Source organism: Fusobacterium ulcerans ATCC 49185 (assembly GCF_900683735.1).
In the GTDB taxonomy this organism is placed as follows: Bacteria; Fusobacteriota; Fusobacteriia; order Fusobacteriales; family Fusobacteriaceae; genus Fusobacterium_A; species Fusobacterium_A ulcerans_A.
This window is the reverse complement of the sequence record NZ_LR215979.1, coordinates 3489062-3509745: the sequence shown is the minus strand read 5'-3', so window position 1 is coordinate 3509745 and position 20684 is coordinate 3489062. Positions and strand designations below refer to the sequence as shown.

The following is a 20684-nucleotide window of genomic DNA, read 5'->3' as shown; positions in this document are numbered from 1 at the left end:
TTATTTAAAAAAAGCTTTTATTTTATCTTTTAAACTTTTATGTTTTTTATAGTTTTTATCTTTTAAACTGTCATCAAAAGATTTTAGTAGTTCTTTTTGTTTATCATTAAGATCAGTAGGAGTTTCCACTACTACTTGTACTAGTTGATCTCCAACCATAGAGCTTCTCAAAGATTTGATACCTTCTCCTCTCAATTTGAAAAATTTTCCAGTTTGTGTTCCAGCTGGTATTTTTATATTCTTTTTACCATTCAGAGTAGGGATCTCCACTTCTCCTCCAAGAGCAGCAGTTGTGAATGTAATAGGCACTTCACAAAGTATATCATCTCCTCTTCTTTGGAACAATTCATGTTCTTTGACTCTTATTATTACATAAAGATCTCCATTAGGTCCACCATTTTCACTGGCTTCTCCCATTCCATCAAGTCTTAATTTTTGACCATCATCTATTCCTGCTGGTATTTTTATTTTCTTTTCTACTGTTTCTTTTACAATACCTGTTCCATGACAAGTTTTACATTTTTTCTCAGGAATTTCTCCCTTTCCATGACACTCATCACATTCAACAAAGCTTTCAAAATTTCCAAGTATAGTTCTTTGAACTGTTTTAACTCTTCCAGAACCTCCACACTTAGTACATTTTTTCATCGCACTTCCTGGTTCAGCTCCATTTCCATTACAAGTACTGCATTTTCCATTTCTCTTATATTTTATTGTTTTTTCTACACCTTTTGCAGCTTCTTCAAGGGTAATTTCCACTTGATATCTCAAGTCAGCTCCTGGTTCTACATAGTTTCTTCTAGAGCTTCCCCCTCCAAAACCACTGAATCCTCCGAATCCACCAGATCCTCCACCAAAGAATGAACTGAATATATCTTCAAATCCTTCGCTGCTGAATCCTCCTCCGAATCCACCTGCTCCTGGTCCGCCTTGTTCAAAGGCTGCATGACCAAATCTATCATACTGAGCTCTTTTTTCCTTGTCCGATATCACCTGATATGCTTCATTTATCTCTTTGAATTTTTCTTCAGCATCTTTTTTCTCTTTTTCGCTGGCGTTACTGAATTTATCAGGATGATATTTCATGGCAGCTTTTCTGTATGCTTTCTTAATATCAGCTTCAGAAGCATCTTTTGCTACTCCTAACACTTCATAATAATCTCTTTTTGCCATTTAATATTTTCCTCCATTTCTAATATCTAAAGTATTATATCACAAATTTCATTATAACATGATACTATTTTTATATAAACTATAAAATAGTTATGTCTAATGCTTTTTGGTATATTTCATCTTTTTCTATTTTTTCTATTCCTGCTTTTTCTTTAAGGTTTCCTGAAGCATTATCAAAGTCTGATATTCCATTCCAAGGCTCCAGACACACATATTCTGCTCCTGGTTTATTCCAGAAAGCTATATATTTAAAACCTTCATATACAAACTTTATTCCTCTACTGTTCTTATTGTTTTTTAAATAAACAACTTTAGAATTTGGATTTTCAATAATGAGAGCATCATTTTTAAAAGTATCTATTTCTAAATTGATTCTCTTTCCCTCAAAAGCTTTTATTTTCTTTTGAGAAGATATCAAAGTTCCATTAAAAGTTTTTACCTCTCCTGTTTCTGTTTTTTCAAATTCCAGATAATAATCTGAAAATCCCATTCCATTTCCTACTGGTATATTAAATGCTGGATGTGCTCCCAATGAAAAATACATTTCTCTTTTTCCTGTATTTTCTATTTTATATTCAATTCTTAACTTTTTATCTTTTATAATATATTTTACATAAAGTTTAAAATCAAAAGGATATACTCTTCTTGTTTCATCATTTGAAGCAAAAAGAAATTCCAGATAGTCATCTCCCTGATCACTCATCTGAAATTCATAATCTCTTGCAAATCCATGTTTTAAATTAAGATTATATTCTTTTCCTTCATAAAAATATCTGTCATCCTTTAAAGCTCCAACAAAAGGAAATAGTATAGGAGAACTCTTTGCCCAAAATTGAGGATCTTTCTGCCATATATGTTCTATCCCTGCTTCTAAATCTTTCATTCCTGTAAGTTCAGCACCTAAACTCTCTACTCTTATTTCCATCAAACTATTTTTTAAACTATATTCCATTTTTATCTCCTATATTCAGCTTTTTCCAGGTCCAGCAGATATTCTTTTCTGAAAAGACCTCCTCCATATCCTGTTAATTTTCCATTCTTACCTATTACTCTGTGACAAGGGATTATGATTGAAATAGGATTTCTGTGATTAGCTCCGCCAACAGCTCTCACAGCCTTAGGATTTTTCATAGCTATTGCCTGACCTTGATATGATCTTGTTTCTCCATATGGTATTGCTAACAGAGCTTTCCAAGCTTCCTGCTGAAATTCTGTTCCCTGACTTATATCAAGTTTTATATCAAAAGTTTTTCTTTTTCCAGCAAAATATTCTTTAAGCTGTTCTATACATTTCTCTACTTCTTCTGAATATATTTCTTCCAGTTTAACTTCTCTAAAGTTGACACTGCTGATACCATCTATTTCCTCACATACCTCAAGCATTCCTAAATCTTTTATCTCTAGGTATCCTCTTCCTTTCATTTCCCCTCCTTTATTCTGTCAAAGATAGTCAAATCTAATTACCAGAAAGGGAATAGAGTAAAGTACCCTATTCCCTCTATTGGTTTTCCTTTTCAGGAATTATTCAATTAATTATTAGTCAACAACTTCAGCATCTGCTACATCATCATCAGCTTTTTTCTCTCCACCTTGAGCTCCTGCAGCGCCTTGTTCAGCTTGTGCCTTAGCTTGAGCTTCTTTGTAGATTTCTTCAGCAAACTTGTGAGCTACTTGTGATAAATTTTCCATAGCTTTTTCTATAGCGTCTTTATCTTCTCCATCTTTTACTTTTTTAAGTTCTTCAATAGCTGCTTCAATATCTTTTTTCTCTTGTTCAGTAGCTTTATCTCCATATTCTTTTAGAGACTTTTCAGTAGAAGCAATAAGCATATCTGCTTTATTTCTAGTTTCTACTAATTCTTTAAATTTTTTATCTTCAGCTTCATTAGCTTCAGCTTCTTTAGTCATTCTATCAATATCTTCTTTAGATAAGTTAGTTGATCCAGAAATAGTTACTGTATTTTCTTTTCCAGTTCCTAAATCTTTAGCTGATACATGAACAATTCCATTAGCATCTATATCAAATGTTACTTCGATTTGAGGCACCCCTCTTGGAGCTGCTGGAATTCCTTCAAGATTGAATTCTCCTAATTTATGGTTATCAGAAGCTTTTGCTCTTTCACCTTGTAATACATTGATTGTTACTGCTGGCTGATTATCCACAGCTGTTGAGTAAACTTGTGATTTTTTAACTGGGATAGTAGTATTTTTCTCAATCATTTTAGTAAATACTCCACCTAGAGTTTCAATTCCTAATGATAATGGAGTTACATCAAGTAATAAAACGTCTTTAACATCTCCCATTAGTACTCCACCTTGGATAGCTGCTCCTGCTGCAACAACTTCATCAGGGTTGATCCCTTTGTTAGGTTTTTTACCAAAGAATGATTCTACCCATTCTTGAACTGCTGGTATTCTTGTAGATCCTCCTACTAGTAATACTTCATTAATTTCTGATGGATTTAACCCAGCATCTTTTAAAGCAGTTTTTGTAGGTCCTTGAGTTGCTTCTACTAAATGTTTAGTCAAATCATTAAATTTAGCTCTTGTTAATTTCATTTCTAAGTGTTTAGGTCCTGTAGCATCCATAGTAATAAATGGTAAAGATATAGAAGTTTCCATCATTGTAGAAAGTTCTTTTTTAGCTTTTTCAGCTGCATCTTTAAGTCTTTGATATGCCATTTTATCATTTGAAAGATCAATTCCAGTTTCTTTTTTGAATTCAGCTGTTAACCATTTGATAACTTCAGCATCAAAGTCGTCTCCTCCTAGGTGGTTGTTCCCTGCTGTAGATATAACTTCAATAACTCCATCAGCTATTTCCAATACAGATACGTCAAATGTTCCTCCTCCTAAGTCGAATACTAGAACTTTTTCTTCTTTTTTCTTTTCAAGTCCATAAGCAAGTGCTGCTGCTGTTGGTTCGTTGATTATTCTTTTTACATCTAATCCTGCAATAACTCCAGCATCCTTTGTTGCTTGTCTTTGTGAGTCTGTAAAATAAGCTGGCACAGTAATAACTGCTTCAGTTACAGGTTCTCCCAAATAAGCTTCAGCATCTTTTTTCAATTTTTTAAGTGTCATCGCTGAAATTTCTTGTGGAGTATATTTTTTCCCAAAAATTTCTACTTTGTAGTCAGAACCCATGTGAGTTTTGATTGAACTTACAGTTGACATTGGGTTAGTTATTGCTTGTCTTTTTGCAATTTCTCCTACTATAATTTCTCCATTTTCTTTAATGTTTACAACTGATGGAGTTGTTCTTGCTCCTTCAGAGTTAGGGATTATTGTAACACTTCCTCCCTCCATTATTGCTACGCAAGAGTTTGTTGTTCCTAAGTCAATTCCAATTATTTTACTCATTATTAATTACCTCCTAAAATGTCGTCTATATTTAAATTTTATTTTTAACTTTTTTATATTAAGGTTTTTTATTAACCTCTTTTACATACTTTAACCATTGCTGGTCTTATTACTTTACCTTTCATTGTATAACCTTTTTGAAGTTCAAGAATAATAGTATCATCTTCAAATTCTGGATTATCTTCTACCATTACAGCATGATGATACATTGGATCATATTTTCCTTCAGCTTTTATTGATTCTACACCTTCAGTTTCCATGATACCTTTCAGTTGACCTAATATCATATCCACACCTTTTACAAGACCATCAAAATCTTTTGTTGCTTCTGAGGCTGATATAGCTCTTTCTAAGTTATCAACTCCATCTAATAATTTTGTAACTATTTTTTCAGAAGCGAATTTTCTTAATTCTTCAACTTCTTTTTCTTTTCTTTTTGTAAAGTTTTGAAAATCAGCTTGTTTTCTAAGGTAAGATTGTTTCCAATCTTCTACTTCAGCTTTTAACTTTCCAATTTCTTCATCTGTGTCCTTTTCTTCTTTATCGCAGCAGCAAGATCCTTTTTCTTCTCCATGACCTTTACATCCGCATCCACATTCTTCTTTTGCTTCTTCCTCTTTTATTATATCTTCTTCGAAAGTTTCAACTTCCTTTTTCATTTCTTTATCTAATTCCTTTTCTAATTCTTTTTCTTTATCATTTATCATTTGTTTCGTCCTTTCTCTCTATTTTGTTTAACATTTTATTTACTTCTTGAGTTACATATTTTATCAGTCCCATTGTTTTTGAATATGCCATTCTTTTGGGACCTATTACTCCAAGTATTCCTTGAGATGCTCCTGCCTTATATAATGAATATACGAAGCTATAGTCTTCTAATCCTTTTATTCCTAATTCTTCTCCAAATACTACATTCACTTTTCCATAGGAGCTGTCCCTGTTTTTCACAAGCTGCTCAAATAAAAGTTTTATATCTTTTCTATGGTGGAAAAGTTCTAAGACTTCTGAAACCTCATTAACATTCTTATCTTTAAAGATACTCGGAACATTATTTATAAACAGTTTACTGTCATCTTCATATTGTTCTATATCAACTGTTAATAATTTTTTTCCTAAAATAAATTTTTCTATATTTCCTGAATTTATTTCATGATTTGCTACTTTTATATTTAACTCTCTTGAGATTCCCTCAAGTTCCTCTTTTGAAATAGACTGATCCAGCATTATCTTTTTAGTCTTTACAGCCCTGTTCTCCATAACTATAACAGCCAGAATCATAAACTCGTCTATATGTACTAGTTCTATTCTTTTTATTCTTTCTACTATAGTGCTTGGCTCTATTGCTATCCCTGCATAAGTTGTCATCTTAGAAAGAAGAGAAGAAGTTTTTTGCAGAAGCTGATCAAGTTCATTGATTCTATGCTCATACTCAAGTTCTATATTATTCTTTTCCTCTTTTGTAAGTTTTTCAACTTTCAGCAGTTCATCAAGATAATATTTATATCCTTTGTCTGTAGGGATTCTCCCAGAAGATGTATGAGTTTTTGATATATATCCCATATCTTCCAAGTCAGCCATTACATTTCTAATAGTTGCTGATGAAAGATCAATCCCATATTTTTTTACCAAAGTTCTTGAACCGATAGTATCTCCAAAAGTTAAATAATAATTTACTATTGCGTTTAATACTAGCTTTTCTCTTTCTGAAATAGACATCTTTCATCACCTTTTTGTTAGCACTCATGTGAGAAGAGTGCTAATTCTCTATTAAGAAGATACATCAATTTTATATATTTGTCAATACTTTTTTGAATTTTTTTTAATAATTTATTTTATTACTTTTTCAATTTTTTCTTTATTTCTATCTTTAAAAGTTATTCTGATTTTTTAAAAATTAGCCATATATATATTTAAAACAATTTTAATATTTGAAAAATATAAAATTAAATAGTATAATTTCTATCACAAATCTTACATCTTATGGAGAATATTCCAGGTATATCTATTTTCAAAAGGTACTGTTGAAAGTATTTTTGTTGCTACTATTTGTTTATTTATTGGAATAATATAGTATCAGAAAGCAGTAAAAGCTAATGGAGATGTATTGAATGGAATTGTATTGCTGGTATTAGAAGAATTAATAATTATTGGAATCCTTATTTCATTTTATAGAAAAACTGATATTATATTTAGAACACTGGCAGCTGTAATTCATATTTTTCTTCCTAGCTTAATGACATATTTAGAAATTTCTTTATTTATTATCTATATTATAGAAAGTCTGATACTTATATTTAGTTCAAAACTAGTTTATGTAGTTAATAGATAATTAATTTAGATATCTGAAAATAAAGTGAGGGATCTAGGAGCAGAAATTTAATCCAGCTTTTGATCCCTCATACTTTTCTTTCTATATTATAAGAAAAATTCTGCTATCATACATCTTACTGAACCCCCACCATATCTTTCGATTGTAGGAATATCTGAATATACTATCTTTGCTGATTTTTCTATTATTTTTCTCTGATCATCTCTTAATATATCATTGGCTGACTTAGACATTACTAATACTTTGCTTCCATCTTTTTTTCTAAGTTCCAGAGCATTTCCTAAAAAATGATTTGTCTGCTCTTCTGTTATTTCTATAAGCTCTTTTCCAGAATTCAATATAGATTTTCTTACTATTTCTTTTTCCTTTTCATCTACTATTGAATCTAAAAATATAAGAACATATTCTTCCCCAATAGCCATCAAAACATTTGTATGATATATTGGAGATTGTTTCCCATCTATAGTCTGTTTTCCAGAGAAACTTACAGGCTTATAATTCATCATCTTACAAAACTCTTCAAAAAGTTCTTTGTTTGTTCTCTTTGATAAACTTGCATATGCTATCTTATTTTTTCTATCTAGGCACATACTTCCAGTTCCTTCCAGTACTTTACCTTCTTTTTCGTTTTCAGTAAGATCTATTATTTTCAGAGCTTCCTTGTCTTTTACAAAATCTAAAATTTTAGGAGTTCTCTCCAATCTTCTATTTTCTGCATACATAGGATATAAAACTAATGTTTCATCTTTATGTGTACTGAACCAATTATTTGGAAAAATGCTATCAGGAGTATGAGGTTCCTTAGTATCTTGTACAATTAATACTTCTATAGTTGCCTCTCTCAATTTTTCTACTAAAGTATCAAATTCTACTACTGCCTTATCTTGTAATTCTTTTCCATCTTTGTGATCATTTTTTTGATAAAGATTATCTTTAGCTGTTTCTGCATTATAAGTAAATGCTATTGGTCTTACCATTAAAACTTTATTAGTTAAAAAATCCTTCAATTTTCTGCCTCCCTGTAAAATTTTTATAGCCATATGAATACATTCTAACATTGTTTACATAATTATTTCCACTTTATTATTTCAATTAAAAAAGAAAGATGTTTATAGACTAAAATAAAGTTCTAAAATTTTTAACATTTTAAAATTTTATTAACTTTTCACATCTTTCTTTTAATTTTTATACTATTTTATTTGCTTTTTAAGAACTTCTGATACAGCAGAATCAAATTCACTCTTACCTGCTGTTCCTTTTTTCTCCTGTTCTATTATATACTGTTCTCTCTCTTTTGAAACTTTTATTATTTCTTCTCTTATCTCTTTACGAGTATCTATAATACTTTGAATATATCCTTCTCTAGCTTTTAAAGACATTCTCTGCATATTTTCAGGAAGTTCATTATCCTTAACATCTTTTAAAGAAACTTCCTTGTTTTCTACTGCCTGTACTAAGTCTTCCTTAGAGTAACTATATTTGTTTATTGCTTTATTTATTGCTCTTGAAGCTTTTGCTTCTACTGGAGCAACATCTACTGAATGTTTTTCTGAATCAAATTTTTTCACTGCTTCAGTTCTTACTTCAGAACTTCCATATGTTATATATGTTTTATCTATTCTTTTATTTAACTCATAAAGTTTATCATCATAAGGAGTTGTTACAACTTTTACTCCTCCATCTCCAGAAATATGAAAATATTCTCCACCACCAAATTGTGCTATTGCTTTCCAGTAACGATCTGTATCTGGCATATTTCCACATTGAATAGTATTTATAATAATTCCTTTACTTTTAGCTTTTTTTGCAGTAACACCAGTATCAGGAGAATCATTATAATCATCATGAGGAGGTGCATCTCCTACTAGGAATATTATCTGTGATAAATTTTCTCTAGGTGCTGACCATTGAATTACTTCTAAACTTTCATGAAGAGCTTTTCTTACATCTTCAGGGTCATCTCCCCCACCTTGAGCTTTGTATTCCATTAATACACTGTATATTTCATCAAGATTTTCATTAAGCTGTGTAACTTTAGTCACATAAACATCCCCACGATCTCTATAAGCTACTAATCCAATTTTCACTTTTGAATCTTTATGATTCTGCATTACCTCATTTACTATACTCCATATCTTAGTTTTAGCTCCCTGAATAAGCCCTCCCATTGACCCAGTAGTATCCAGTACAAAAACAATTTCCACATCTTTCTCCAAGGCTTTTGTCTGTTCAACTGCTGTATTTTCTGGTTTTTGCCCTGTTGCAAATACTGTTAAAGCAGAAAAAACAAAAACTGTTGCTATCAATAAAATTTTCTTCATAAACTCCTCCTCAGTAATATATTTTAGTATACAAAGTTTAATAATAATATCCATAAAGCATATAATAGAAAAATGTATCAACTACATAAACTGAGAAGAGTACATATCCTGCAAGCATTACTAAAGACAGTACTACACCTACTCCGCCATCTATACATTTTTCTTTTCCAGCAAGTATATCCTTTTTAACCTGTAAAAAATACCAGTAACTTCCATATATTCCTAGAATTACTCCTCCAACTATTCCAGATATTCTTGATAAATCTATTCTCAAAAATATCATAAGAATATCTGTAAGAACAAAAGCTACAAGAAGATACATTATAATTTTATACATTCCTCTATATCCCAGCCATGCTACTCCTAAAAAAAGAGCTGCTGGATTAATTTTTTTTCCTTCTCTCCAGATATTTATATATTGTTCTCCTTTTTTTCCTACATATTCCTTTATTTGTTCCTCGTTTTCCTCTATGAATTGAAGGTCTTCTTCTTTTAATTTCCACGACATAGATCTCACCCCATCTTTTTTAATTAAATTGTAACATAGACAGAAAAATATCTCTACATATTAATAGTTGCTTTTTTGTTAAAAACTGCTATTTTTAGTTGCTTTCAGATTCTTTTTTCTTCATCAAAGCAGACTTTTAAAGTGTATTTTTTTAATAAAAAAGCAGACCATAAAAGATCTGCTTTTTAATAAATATTTTATTTATGTTATTTCAATATTGCTCTTGCTACTTCTGCATCTATTTCATCAGGTGTTACAGTAGGAGAAAATCTTCCTATTATTTCTCCATCTTTTCCTATTAGGAATTTAGTAAAGTTCCATTTTATCTCTTTTCCTAATAATGTCTGTCCTAATTTTTCAAGTTTATCTTTAAAAGAATCTGTTTCTCTATTTTTTATCTCTTCATTTGCTCTGTCTTTCAAATATATATAGAGAGGATCTGCATTTTTTCCATTTACATCTATTTTAGCAAAAGTTTTAAATTTAGTTCCATATCTTAATTGACAGAATTCAGCTATTTCTTTGCTGCTTTCTGGTGCTTGTTTCAAGAATTGATTGCTTGGAAAATCTAATATTTCAAATCCTTTGTCACAATATTTTTCATAAAGTTTTTCAAGCCCTTCATATTGAGATGTAAGTCCACATCTTGTAGCTGTATTTACTATAAGCAATACTTTTCCTTTATATTTCTCCAATGTTTCTTCTGTTCCATCTACATTTTTAACTTTAAAATCATAAATAGTCATTCAGTACCACCCCTTTGAATTTTTTATGTTCTATGTATATTATTCGGGCTGTCTGCAAAATTCTTTTTTTCTTTATAATTTTTATTCTTCATCATTTCCCTGCACTAGCTTATTTACAATTTTTCCACCTTTATAATGTTCATATATAAACTTATCATTAACAGCATTCCAAGTGACTTTCAGTTCTAAATTTCTGTTGATATCATAATTATATTCCTCACCATATTTAGAATCACCATCTTTAAATGTTATTCTATTTATAACCCTTCCATCTGAATAGTACATTTCCCAGATACCTTCCTTTTTTCCATGAATATATCTTCCTTTTTCCCGTATCTGACCATTGGAATGAAAACTTATGCTATCTCCATGTTCAACTCCATCTGTATAGTTGATTTCTTTAGCTGTTTTTCCATTTGAATAATATTCTGCAGAATATCCTTCAGCCTTTCCATTGAGATACATTGTTTCTCCCATGAGACTTCCATCTTCATAATATTCACTTCCCATTCCTTCAGCTTTTCCATCTTTAAAAGTACCCTTTATCTTCAGCTGTCCATTCATATAGTATTGTTCAAATATTCCTGAAAGTTTATCATCTTTCCATTCTGTTATTTCCAAAAGGCTGCCATTTGGATAATATGTAGTTCTTTTCCCTGTAAGTTTTCCCTCATCATACATAGAATCCTGATGAAGCTTTCCATCTTCTCCACAGTAACATCTTACTATTCCATGCTTTTTTCCGTTTTTAAACTCTATCTCTCTCTGAAGTTTTCCATTCTCATAAAAGTCTACATATTTTCCATGAAGACTTCCATTCTTGTAGGAATACTCTGTCGATAAACTCCCATCTTCATAATATTTTTTTACTTTTCCATTATTTTTTCCATTCTTAAATTTTTCTATTACTGCTAGTTTTCCATTTGAATGAAAACTTTTCATTGTTCCTGTAAAAGGTTTATTTTCTCCTACTCTATAGACTATTCCATCTCTTTTTTCCAATTGTACATTTTCTGCTGTATTTAGAAAACATCCTGTGAATAGCAGAAGTATTAATAAGCTACATGAAATCAACATTTTTTTCATTATCTTTCCCCTTTATATAAGTATCACTTAGTTGTAAAGTTTTAAAAATTATTTCTCTATTGATTTCAAAGCTGCACTCTTTGCATGTATTTCTGCTGTATCAAATAAAGAAATATCTGTATCTTTTTGCTGTACTAAAAGACCAATCTCTGTACATCCAAGTATAACTCCCTGAGCCCCTTTTTCTAATAATTTGTCCATTATTTCAAGAAATTTCTTTTTAGATAATGGCAGTATCTTCCCAAGACATAATTCTTCATAAATTACTCTGTTTACCTCTGCCCTGTCCTCATCATCAGGAATTACAACTTCAATTCCTCTATCTATTAGTTTATTCTTATAAAAGTCCTGCTCCATAGTATATTTTGTTCCTAACAGAGCAACTTTTTTTATATCTTTTTTATCTAGTTCATCAGCTGTCGCCTCTGCTATATGAAATATAGGAATATTAATATTTCTTTGAATGTCTGGAGCTATTTTATGCATTGTATTTGTACAGATAACTATAAAATCTGCTCCTGCTTTTTCCAGACTTTGTGCTGCTTCTGTCAAAATTTTTGCACTTTTATCCCATTCACCTTTTGCTTGGCACTCTTCTATCTCCTGAAAATCTACACTGAAAAGAACCAATTTCCCTGAATGAAGTCCTCCAAGTTTTTCTTTTATTGTTCTATTGATTATTTCATAATAAGTTACTGTACTTTCCCAGCTCATCCCACCAATCAAACCTATTGTTTTCATTTCATTCCTCCCTGTTTTTTCAATAACTTCCACATTTACTATTTTACACTAATTTTTTCTAATTCTTTATAAAAATTTTTTCCTTTTTCTGTTATAAATATTCCTTTTCTTCCTTTATTAGTAAAAATATACCCTTTTTTATTAAAGTACAAAATAATTTCCCTTAACTTATATTCTGAAATATTTATATCAAAAAATTGCAACCTTTCTTTTAATCTTCTTCTTCCTATATTTTGTTTTTGTAAAAGTTCAAAAATTTTTAATAATATTTTTTTATCAAAATCTTGATTCTCTATCCTCTCTCTGTTAATTTCTTCTGATTTCACTTTTTCTTTATTTTCATTCAAGTATTTTTTATATATATAAATTGGAAGATCCTTCATTTTTATTCTATCTTCGTATACATTTGCCATATATTCAATACAATTTCTTAACTCTCTCACATTTCCTTTCCATTCATATTTTATTAAAAAATTTAAAACATCTTCTTCAATTTTTAATTCGCTTTTGCTTTCTTTCTCAAAAAAATATTTTATAAATTGTGGAATATCTTCCTTTCTTTCACGAAGAGCTGGAATTTCAATTATTAAAGTATTTAGTCTGTAGTATAAATCTAATCTAAATTTGCCTTTTTCTATTAATTCCTCCAAATTTCTATTGGTAGCTGCAATTATTCTTACATCACAACTTATTATATCACTGCTTCCTATCCTTCTTATTTCTTTGTCTTCTACTACTCTTAAAAGTTTCGCTTGTGTTTCCAATGATAACTCTCCTATTTCATCCAAAAATAATGTTCCTTTATGAGCCATTTCAAATATACCTATTTTCCCACCTTTTTTAGCTCCAGTAAATGCTCCTTCTTCATAGCCAAATAATTCACTTTCAAGAAGATTAGCTGGTATTGCTGCACAATTTGCAGCTATAAAAGGAAATTTTTTTCTGACAGAAATATTATGGATAGAATGTGCAAAAAGTTCTTTTCCTGTCCCTGATTCTCCCAAGATTAATGTTGGTTTATCTATTTTTCCTATTTTTTCAGCTCTTTCTAAACAATCTTTTATCTCTAAACTATTTCCTTTAATATCATCAAAAGTATATTTTGCAACATGTCCCTTTTTTGCTATCTGCTTTCTTAAATAATTTTCTAGATTTATAATATCTGTTATATCTTTTATTAAAACAATAAAAATATTATAATTCAAATCTTTTTTATTTATTTTTTCTTTGGATAATAAAATTCTTTTTTGAAATTCTTTTATTTCAAATAGCTGGTCTTTTATACTAAAATTCTCTAAGATTATTTTTTTTATTTCATTACTTATTTCTAATTCATTTAGATTAAAATTAGTTATATCTCCTCTTAAATTAAAAAGTTCAATAAATTTTTTATTAAAATTAACAATATTATACTCATTATCTAAAATCATTATTCCGTAATCTATACAATTTATAATAGTGTTTAACTGCATCTTTACAACTGAAGATCCATCATAAAAATAGCTTAAATAACCATTAGGAATAGCTGTATCTTTGAAATAATTATATATTCTTTCTTCTATTACCTCATCTAAAATATTTGATTTTATAACTATATCAAGAATTGTAGCAAAAGATATCTTCCTTCTTCCTAAATCTATAATATATTTTATTTTAGATGGAATTTCAGTTGCATATTCACTTATTATTGCTGTTTCTATCTCTTTATTTTCTAAATTTGGATTTCCTGGATAATAAGGAAATATATTTAAATTATCTACTCCAGCTTCCTGAAGAGTAAAAGCAGCTTGGTGGGATGAAGATGAAAAATCAAAGCAAGCTATGGCATCAGTGTTCACTGGCAATTTTTTTAGTTCTTCGATTTTTTCTTTTTTAAAAGTAAAATTCAAATTTATTACTTTAGAAGTAGCCTTCATTCTGTTTCTTCCCAGAAAAAAAGTATAAGGACTTGTAACTAAAACTATGTCTGCCTCCTCCAATATAATCTCTTCTGGATTTTTTTCTTGTAAACAACATGAAAAAATTTCAAGATACCCTTCAAATATTTTTATTAATTCTTCTAAATATAATACCATCATATCTTTTCTTGTAGTTATAAGAAGTAATTTTTTCTTCATTTCTCTCACTCCATTTTCATCCTTTTTTTACTTTATCATCCCATTATTATTTCTTAAGTCAATCATACCATATTTATAAAAGAAAAGCCTTTTTTATTCTCAACACTTTTTATCCCATTTAATTTTAATAATTTAAAGTTATACTTATTTTAATTAGATACACAATAAAATTATTAACATTGTACTTTATTTTTAAGACTTTTTTATCTTTTTTATGGCATACTTTTTGCTTATTTAATATAACATCATTATACACAAGGGGAGGTTTCATTCTATGAATAAAGAAAAAATATCAAAATTCAAAATACCTCATGTATACGCTATTCTTATTGGGGTAATTATTATCACTGGTATTATGACTTATATTGTTCCAGCTGGAACATATGAGCGAATAAAAGTTGATGGAGTAACCAAGATAGATCCAAATAGTTTTCAGTATATTAGACAAGTTCCTGTTTCTATTTTTAATTGGTTTAAAGCTATTCCAGAAGGTTTTGCTTCCACAGCTTCCATTATTGCAACAATGTTAGTAGGATCAGCTTGTCTTGGAGTTTACACAGAGAGTGGAGTTTTTCAAAATTTTATAAGTAATCTTTTAAAAAAAGATGGAAATAATAAAACTAAAACTCTTATTTTAATTTTTATGACATTCTTTGCTATAAGATCTGGTTTTACTGGAATTTTAGATGGAAATTTAGTATTTACTCCTCTCATGATTGGATTTGCTCTTGCAGCAGGTTATGATACTTTAACTGGAGTTGCTATTGTTATGGTTCCTACATTTGTATCATTTTCTCTTGCTCCTGTTAATCCATATACCATTTTGATAGCACATGAAATTGTTGGTCTTCCTATCTATTCTGGATTTGAATTCAGATTGATAATATGGATAATTGGCTTTTTAATATCTGCTCATCATATATTAAAATATGCTGATGCTGTAAAAAAAGATAAAAGTAAAAGTCTAGTAGCTGATATTGATGTCTCTGATTTAGAAACAAATTCTGATAACTTCAATGAAAATTTAACTTTAAGACAAAAAGCTTTATTAATTATGCTCTTTGCCACAATAGTTTTCATGGTTATTGGTGCAATTGTATTTAATTTCAAACTTAATGATATGACTGCAATTTTAATAATTTCAGGAATTATTGCTGGAATCATTGCTGGATATGACAGTAATGAAATAGCAACTAAAATAATAAAGACTGGAAAAACCTTCTATATGGGATCTATGTGTGTAGTTCTAGCTAGAGCTGTACAAATCATTCTTACTAAAGGTATGATTGTTGATACAATAGTTCATTCTGTCTCTATTCCTCTTGAAAAAGTTGGAGGATTTATGAGTTCTATCTGCATGTTCTTTGTTCAATTAATACTTAACTTCTTTATAAACTCTGGAAGTGGAAAGGCTGTCGTTACTATGCCAATAATGTCTCCGTTAGCTGATTTAGTAAATGTGACTCAACAAACAGCAGTTCTGGCCTTCCAATTTGGAGATGGTATAACTAATATGATTTATCCAACTTCAGGATTAATATTTGCTTTTATTGCAATGGGAAAAATAAGCTATGAAAAATACGTAAAATATATTTTCCCTCTAGTTTTAAAATTAATAGCTCTTGCTATAGTTTCTCTTATAATTGCTACATTAATAAATTATGGTCCATTCTAGGAGGAAAATTTATGAAAAGTATAGAAAATTTAATCCAAACATATTGGGAAGAAATAATTGAAGCAAGAAAATTTTTACATCAACATCCAGAAGATAGATATGTTGAATTTGAAACTCAAAGATGTATAATTAATTTTTTAGAAAAAAATGGTATAAAATATGAAACTAATATCTATGAAACTGCTATAATAGCCTATATTAATGGAGAGTACTCTGGAAAAACTATAGCTTTTAGAGCTGATATGGATGCTCTACCTCTAAAAGAAGATACAGAGTGTGAATTTAAATCTTTAAATAATGGTTATATGCATGCTTGTGGTCATGATGCTCACATGGCTATTATGTTAGGAACTGCTGTTATTTTAAATAAAATGAAAAACAAAATAAATGGAAATATAAAAATAATATTCCAACCTGCTGAAGAACAAGGAATAGAAGGAGGAGCAAAAGGACTTATAAAGGCTGGAGTTTTAAATAATGTAGACTCTATATTTGCTGCTCATGTATGGCCTGATCTTCCAGTTGGACAAATAGCTATTGGAAATAATGAAATGATGGCAAGCTGTGATTTAATAAAAATCAAAATAAAAGGCAAGAGTGGTCATATCGGACTTCCACATCAATGTATAAATCCAATTTATGTGGCTTCTCAATTTTTAAATACTGTAGCTGGAATAAGGATGCATTACATAGATCCATTTGAAAATCTGGTTTGGAATTTTGGAATATTCAAACCAGATACATTTATGGGAAATGCTATCCCTAGTGAAATATTTTTAAGTGGAAGTGCCAGAACATATAATAACGAGTTAAGAACATACATAAAACAAAAATGTAAAAATATATTGGAAGGTTTCAAACTTATTTATGATATTGATTATGAATATAACTATCATTGGGGATATGCTCCTGTTATTAATGATTATGAAACAAGCATATTCTTTAGAGCTTGTGCTGCTGAAGTTTTAGGGGAAAAAAATGTTATAGTTCCTTCTAAAGCTGTTATGACTTCGGAAGATTTTGGAGAATATTTAAAAGAAATAAAAGGCAGTTTTGCTTGGCTAGGAGCAGGAGAAGATGAAAAAGTTAAATATCCCTTGCATAATTCAAAATTCTTAGTTCCTGAAAAAACAATAGAAAATGGAATAAAAATTTTCACAAATCTTGCTCTAAAATATTTAGGGTAATTAATTAAATTAAACTTCATATAATCCTTTAAGCTTGGTTTTGGATTATATGAAGTTCCCTCCAAAATAAACTTATCAATTTTCAATTTCAGAAAATGCATATCTATCTTTCGTTTTTTCTTTTATTATTTACAAATTTTGAAAATTTTATTTTTTTACTTACATTTAAATATCTATGATATAATATAGATAATATTTAATTATTCTTTATTTTAATACTTTATTTTTTTGCTCAATTAAGGAGATAACATGCACTATGTAAAAGTAAAAGGAATCCTATCAGCTAAAAATGGAATGAACCTCTATCGTGGGTGTTCTCATGGATGTATTTATTGCGATTCAAGAAGCAGCTGCTATAGAATACTACATGACTTTGAAGATATTGAAGTCAAAGAAAATGCTGTTGAACTATTGGAAAAAACTCTTAAACGCAAACGAAAAAAATGTATGGTTAGTACTGGTTCAATGACTGATCCTTATATTCCTCTTGAATTAAAAATCAAAAATGTCAGAAAAACACTAGATTTAATATATAATTATGGTTTTGGTTTTACTCTTATAACAAAGTCAGATATGATATTGAGAGATTTAGATTTATTGAAAAAAATAAATGAAAAGACAAAATGTGTAGTTCAAATCACTTTAACAACCTATGATGAAGATTTATGCAGAAAAATTGAACCTAATGTAAGTACCACAAAAAAACGTTTTGAAGTATTAAAAAAGTTAAGAGATGCAGGCATACCAACAGTAGTATGGCTCTGTCCTATCCTGCCATTTATTAATGATACTGTTGAAAATATTAATGGACTTTTAGATTATTGTATTGAAGCTAAAGTTCATGGAATTATATGTTTTGGAATTGGTATGACACTTCGAGAAGGGAGCAGAGAATATTTTTATCAGCAATTAGACAAATTATTCCCCCATATGAAGAAAAGATATATTCACACTTTTGGAAATAAATATGAAATAGTTAGTCTCAATAATAGAAGATTAATGGAATTATTTCACAGAAAATGTTCACAGCATGGAATTTTACATAATAATAGAGAAATCTTTGAATATCTCAATGCTTTTGATGAAAAAAATTCTACTTCTCAATTAAGTTTATTTTAAAGAAAAAAGATGAGAGGACTTATTGCTAATCACTCTCATCTATATATTTTATAATTTAATCTTCTTCTAACCAGAAATTTACTTCTAAACTTTTATTCCATCAAGAAAATATTTGCCATATTCACTTTTAGGATTTTTAAAGAACTCAACAGTTTCTCTTATCTCTTGGATTTCTCCTTTATACAAAAGAAGAACTCTATGAGAAATATTATATACAACTCCCAAATCATGAGAAATAAAAATAAAAGTGGTATTATACTCCCTATTGAATTTTTTGATAAGATTCAATATCTGATTCTGTATAGAAAGGTCAAGAGATGCCACTGGTTCATCACATACTACAAGTTTTGGCTTCAATATCATAGCAGCTCCAATAACTACCCTCTGTCTCTGCCCTCCACTTAATTCTGATGGATATTTTCTTCCACATGTTTCTTCCAGCCCTATCTCTTTGAGCATAGCCTTTACTCTTTCTTCTCGCTCTTTTTTATCTTTCACTCCATTTACTTTCAATGGTTCTTCCAGTATTTTTCCTATTTTCATAGCAGGATTTAAAGAACTATATGGGTCTTGAAATACCATCTGTACCTCTTTTTTTACCATTTCTTTGAGAGGACGTCCCATAAGCATTATATCTCCACTACTTTCTTTTTCTATTCCCAAAAGTATCTTTCCAATAGTGGATTTTCCTGCTCCTGACTGCCCAATAATTGAGAATATTTCTCCCTCTTTTACATCAAAAGTTACATCCTTCAATATCTGCTTTTTCTCTTTGGAAAAAAGATTTCTTGAATTATAGTATTTATTTAGATTTCTTACCTCTAAAAACATCTTATTCTCCTCTTGTCCACAGAGTTTTTGAAAAACCTATAAGTTTTTTTACATAGGGGTGTTCCTGATGTTCAAATATTCCCTCACAGCTGTTTTCTTCTACAATATTTCCTTTGTACATAACACAGGCTCTGTCTGCAAAGTTTTTTATAGAATCCAGATCATGGGAAATAAAAAGTATAGATATTCCAAGTTCTTTTCTTATATTCTTAAATAGAGTTATTACCTCTCTCTTTGTTCTCATATCTAGTGCTGTAGTTACCTCATCAGCTATCAATACTTCTGGTTTTCCTATCAATGCTCCTGCTATGACTACTCTTTGCCTTTCTCCCCCACTTGTTTCATGAGGATATTTTTTTAAAAATTTATCAGTTTCTTTTATTCCAACTTTTTCTAACAAAGCTGTTACTTCCTCTTTCCAGTTTCCATTATTTCCATAATGTGATTCATAAAGCCTTCTTAATTGACTTCCTATCTTTATCGTTGGATTTAATGATATAAAAGCATTTTGGAAAACTGCTCCTATTTTACAGTTCTTTTCAAATTTTTCATAATGTATTATACTTCTCTCTGGAAGTATTCCAAGTATAAATTTAGTAGTCAGGGTCTTTCCACTTCCAGACTCCCCTACAAGAGCAACTATTTCACCCTTTTCCATATGAAAACTCATATCTTTTAAAAGTACCTGTCCATCAATTTCCAGATTTAATTTCTCTATATTTATTATCATTAGAATCTTTTTCCTCTCTTTTCAAGTTTATTCATCTGATAAACTGTGAATATTATGGCAAGCCCTGGAGCTATAGTAAACCATGGAGCTGATAAAAAATATGACTGTGATTGATTCAGAATATTTCCCCATGTAGGATATGGAGGCTGTATTCCCAATCCAAGATATCCTAGCCCTGCTTCTGTCAATATCGCTCCTGCAAATCCAGTTGTAAAACTAATAAGTACAGGTTTCATTATATTTGGTAGTATATGATAGAAAATTATTCTTAAATCTGATACTCCATATGTTTTAGCTGCTACTACATATTCCATATTTCTCTCTTTTTTAACAAGGCCTCTTACCATATTTACACATCTTGGAAGGTAAATAATAAAGATTGCTACTATCATAGATATAAACCCTGTCTTTAGTATTATTATTACTCCAAGAGCGATCAGTATAGATGGAATAGCTATTATTACCTCTATAAAAGATGTAATTACAGAATCTAACGCTTTTCCATAATAACCTGCTATACTTCCTATCATTGTTCCTGCAATTACAGAAAGTGCCACAGAAACAAAGGCTATAAGCAGAGTATAGAAAGAACCCAATACAAGTCTGCTGAAAATATCCCTTCCTAAATTATCACATCCCAGTAGATTTTTTAAACTTGGACCTGCAAGTATCATATTATTATTCATTGCATATGGATTCTGATAGAAACACACTATTATTACTAAAAGGAGTATAAGTACAATATATCTTTTTTTCAT

20 protein-coding genes are annotated in these 20684 nt (G+C 29.7%); 4 read left to right on the top strand and 16 right to left on the bottom strand.

Annotated features, from left to right (window positions below):
• The 6 genes from dnaJ to hrcA all read right to left on the bottom strand — a co-directional run bounded on the left by dnaJ (position 1) and on the right by hrcA (position 6252).
• Complete coding sequence (gene dnaJ, locus E0E45_RS15945) at positions 1-1173, bottom strand: molecular chaperone DnaJ (RefSeq protein ID WP_130892046.1); 1173 nt, start codon at positions 1171-1173, stop codon at positions 1-3.
• 79 nt (positions 1174-1252) lie between these two features.
• Positions 1253-2125, bottom strand: a complete 873-nt coding sequence (locus E0E45_RS15940) for an aldose 1-epimerase family protein (protein ID WP_130892045.1) — start codon at positions 2123-2125, stop codon at positions 1253-1255.
• Between the two features lie 2 nt (positions 2126-2127).
• Positions 2128-2595, bottom strand: a complete 468-nt coding sequence (locus tag E0E45_RS15935; protein WP_130892044.1) for a methylated-DNA--[protein]-cysteine S-methyltransferase — start codon at positions 2593-2595, stop codon at positions 2128-2130.
• Positions 2596-2709: 114 nt separating this feature from the next.
• Positions 2710-4536: a molecular chaperone DnaK gene (gene dnaK, locus E0E45_RS15930; RefSeq protein ID WP_130892043.1), complete on the bottom strand. Its 1827-nt coding sequence runs from the start codon at positions 4534-4536 to the stop codon at positions 2710-2712.
• 71 nt (positions 4537-4607) lie between these two features.
• Entirely contained in the window at positions 4608-5243 is a 636-nt protein-coding gene (gene grpE / locus E0E45_RS15925) for a nucleotide exchange factor GrpE (RefSeq protein WP_130892042.1), read from the bottom strand.
• The gene (gene hrcA / locus E0E45_RS15920) at positions 5233-6252 is read right to left on the bottom strand and encodes a heat-inducible transcriptional repressor HrcA (RefSeq protein ID WP_130892041.1); all 1020 of its coding nucleotides are present in this window, start codon (positions 6250-6252) and stop codon (positions 5233-5235) included. The genes grpE and hrcA overlap by 11 nt, the downstream gene beginning before the upstream one ends.
• 388 nt (positions 6253-6640) lie before the next feature.
• On the opposite strand from hrcA, the gene E0E45_RS15915 reads away from it, so the two are divergent.
• The gene (locus E0E45_RS15915) at positions 6641-6865 is read left to right on the top strand and encodes a hypothetical protein (RefSeq protein ID WP_130892040.1); all 225 of its coding nucleotides are present in this window, start codon (positions 6641-6643) and stop codon (positions 6863-6865) included.
• A gap of 86 nt (positions 6866-6951) precedes the next feature.
• Here E0E45_RS15915 and ctlX read toward each other — a convergent pair whose 3' ends face one another.
• The 7 genes from ctlX to E0E45_RS15880 form a co-directional block, all read right to left on the bottom strand.
• Positions 6952-7872, bottom strand: a complete 921-nt coding sequence (gene ctlX / locus E0E45_RS15910) for a citrulline utilization hydrolase CtlX (RefSeq protein WP_130892039.1) — start codon at positions 7870-7872, stop codon at positions 6952-6954.
• Positions 7873-8055: 183 nt separating this feature from the next.
• Positions 8056-9186: a vWA domain-containing protein gene (locus E0E45_RS15905; protein ID WP_130892038.1), complete on the bottom strand. Its 1131-nt coding sequence runs from the start codon at positions 9184-9186 to the stop codon at positions 8056-8058.
• A gap of 37 nt (positions 9187-9223) precedes the next feature.
• Positions 9224-9694 carry a DUF2628 domain-containing protein gene (locus E0E45_RS15900; protein WP_130892037.1) on the bottom strand — a complete coding sequence of 157 codons (471 nt, stop codon included), beginning with the start codon at positions 9692-9694 and terminating at the stop codon, positions 9224-9226.
• Positions 9695-9900: 206 nt separating this feature from the next.
• Positions 9901-10440, bottom strand: coding sequence for a glutathione peroxidase (locus tag E0E45_RS15895; RefSeq protein ID WP_130892036.1), 540 nt, complete (start codon positions 10438-10440; stop codon positions 9901-9903).
• Between the two features lie 81 nt (positions 10441-10521).
• A complete protein-coding gene (locus E0E45_RS15890) occupies positions 10522-11526 on the bottom strand; it encodes a toxin-antitoxin system YwqK family antitoxin (protein ID WP_232044136.1) in 1005 nt (334 codons plus the stop codon).
• Positions 11527-11574: 48 nt separating this feature from the next.
• Positions 11575-12267, bottom strand: coding sequence for an aspartate/glutamate racemase family protein (locus tag E0E45_RS15885; RefSeq protein WP_130892034.1), 693 nt, complete (start codon positions 12265-12267; stop codon positions 11575-11577).
• Between the two features lie 38 nt (positions 12268-12305).
• Complete coding sequence (locus tag E0E45_RS15880; RefSeq protein WP_130892033.1) at positions 12306-14384, bottom strand: sigma-54 interaction domain-containing protein; 2079 nt, start codon at positions 14382-14384, stop codon at positions 12306-12308.
• A gap of 274 nt (positions 14385-14658) precedes the next feature.
• Here E0E45_RS15880 and E0E45_RS15875 point away from each other — a divergent pair, with 274 nt between their 5' ends.
• The 3 genes from E0E45_RS15875 (at position 14659) to E0E45_RS15865 (ending at position 18365) form a co-directional block, all read left to right on the top strand.
• The gene (locus E0E45_RS15875; protein ID WP_130892032.1) at positions 14659-16059 is read left to right on the top strand and encodes a YfcC family protein; all 1401 of its coding nucleotides are present in this window, start codon (positions 14659-14661) and stop codon (positions 16057-16059) included.
• Between the two features lie 11 nt (positions 16060-16070).
• Positions 16071-17246 (top strand): M20 metallopeptidase family protein, encoded by a 1176-nt coding sequence (locus tag E0E45_RS15870; RefSeq protein WP_130892031.1) that lies wholly within the window; start codon positions 16071-16073, stop codon positions 17244-17246.
• Positions 17247-17495: 249 nt separating this feature from the next.
• Positions 17496-18365: an SPL family radical SAM protein gene (locus tag E0E45_RS15865; RefSeq protein WP_130892030.1), complete on the top strand. Its 870-nt coding sequence runs from the start codon at positions 17496-17498 to the stop codon at positions 18363-18365.
• Between the two features lie 84 nt (positions 18366-18449).
• Here E0E45_RS15865 and E0E45_RS15860 read toward each other — a convergent pair whose 3' ends face one another.
• The 3 genes from E0E45_RS15860 to E0E45_RS15850 are packed head-to-tail and all read right to left on the bottom strand — an operon-like array spanning position 18450 to position 20684.
• Positions 18450-19196, bottom strand: coding sequence for an ABC transporter ATP-binding protein (locus E0E45_RS15860; protein ID WP_130892029.1), 747 nt, complete (start codon positions 19194-19196; stop codon positions 18450-18452).
• A gap of 1 nt (position 19197) precedes the next feature.
• Positions 19198-19926, bottom strand: a complete 729-nt coding sequence (locus E0E45_RS15855; protein ID WP_130892028.1) for an ATP-binding cassette domain-containing protein — start codon at positions 19924-19926, stop codon at positions 19198-19200.
• Complete coding sequence (locus tag E0E45_RS15850) at positions 19926-20684, bottom strand: ABC transporter permease (protein WP_130892027.1); 759 nt, start codon at positions 20682-20684, stop codon at positions 19926-19928. The genes E0E45_RS15855 and E0E45_RS15850 overlap by 1 nt, the downstream gene beginning before the upstream one ends.

What these genes read in the sequence shown, in the direction of transcription:
- E0E45_RS15855 (WP_130892028.1), bottom strand. Translation starts at nt 19,926, where the DNA reads ATGATAATAAATATAGAGAAATTAAATCTGGAAATTGATGGACAGGTA.
- E0E45_RS15865 (WP_130892030.1), top strand. Translation starts at nt 17,496, where the DNA reads ATGCACTATGTAAAAGTAAAAGGAATCCTATCAGCTAAAAATGGAATG.
- E0E45_RS15895 (WP_130892036.1), bottom strand. Translation starts at nt 10,440, where the DNA reads ATGACTATTTATGATTTTAAAGTTAAAAATGTAGATGGAACAGAAGAA.
- E0E45_RS15850 (WP_130892027.1), bottom strand. Translation starts at nt 20,684, where the DNA reads ATGAAAAAAAGATATATTGTACTTATACTCCTTTTAGTAATAATAGTG.
- E0E45_RS15900 (WP_130892037.1), bottom strand. Translation starts at nt 9,694, where the DNA reads ATGTCGTGGAAATTAAAAGAAGAAGACCTTCAATTCATAGAGGAAAAC.
- E0E45_RS15890 (WP_232044136.1), bottom strand. Translation starts at nt 11,526, where the DNA reads ATGAAAAAAATGTTGATTTCATGTAGCTTATTAATACTTCTGCTATTC.
- E0E45_RS15935 (WP_130892044.1), bottom strand. Translation starts at nt 2,595, where the DNA reads ATGAAAGGAAGAGGATACCTAGAGATAAAAGATTTAGGAATGCTTGAG.
- E0E45_RS15880 (WP_130892033.1), bottom strand. Translation starts at nt 14,384, where the DNA reads ATGAAGAAAAAATTACTTCTTATAACTACAAGAAAAGATATGATGGTA.
- E0E45_RS15940 (WP_130892045.1), bottom strand. Translation starts at nt 2,125, where the DNA reads ATGGAATATAGTTTAAAAAATAGTTTGATGGAAATAAGAGTAGAGAGT.
- dnaJ (WP_130892046.1), bottom strand. Translation starts at nt 1,173, where the DNA reads ATGGCAAAAAGAGATTATTATGAAGTGTTAGGAGTAGCAAAAGATGCT.
- E0E45_RS15885 (WP_130892034.1), bottom strand. Translation starts at nt 12,267, where the DNA reads ATGAAAACAATAGGTTTGATTGGTGGGATGAGCTGGGAAAGTACAGTA.
- hrcA (WP_130892041.1), bottom strand. Translation starts at nt 6,252, where the DNA reads ATGTCTATTTCAGAAAGAGAAAAGCTAGTATTAAACGCAATAGTAAAT.
- E0E45_RS15860 (WP_130892029.1), bottom strand. Translation starts at nt 19,196, where the DNA reads ATGTTTTTAGAGGTAAGAAATCTAAATAAATACTATAATTCAAGAAAT.
- grpE (WP_130892042.1), bottom strand. Translation starts at nt 5,243, where the DNA reads ATGATAAATGATAAAGAAAAAGAATTAGAAAAGGAATTAGATAAAGAA.
- E0E45_RS15870 (WP_130892031.1), top strand. Translation starts at nt 16,071, where the DNA reads ATGAAAAGTATAGAAAATTTAATCCAAACATATTGGGAAGAAATAATT.
- dnaK (WP_130892043.1), bottom strand. Translation starts at nt 4,536, where the DNA reads ATGAGTAAAATAATTGGAATTGACTTAGGAACAACAAACTCTTGCGTA.
- E0E45_RS15905 (WP_130892038.1), bottom strand. Translation starts at nt 9,186, where the DNA reads ATGAAGAAAATTTTATTGATAGCAACAGTTTTTGTTTTTTCTGCTTTA.
- E0E45_RS15875 (WP_130892032.1), top strand. Translation starts at nt 14,659, where the DNA reads ATGAATAAAGAAAAAATATCAAAATTCAAAATACCTCATGTATACGCT.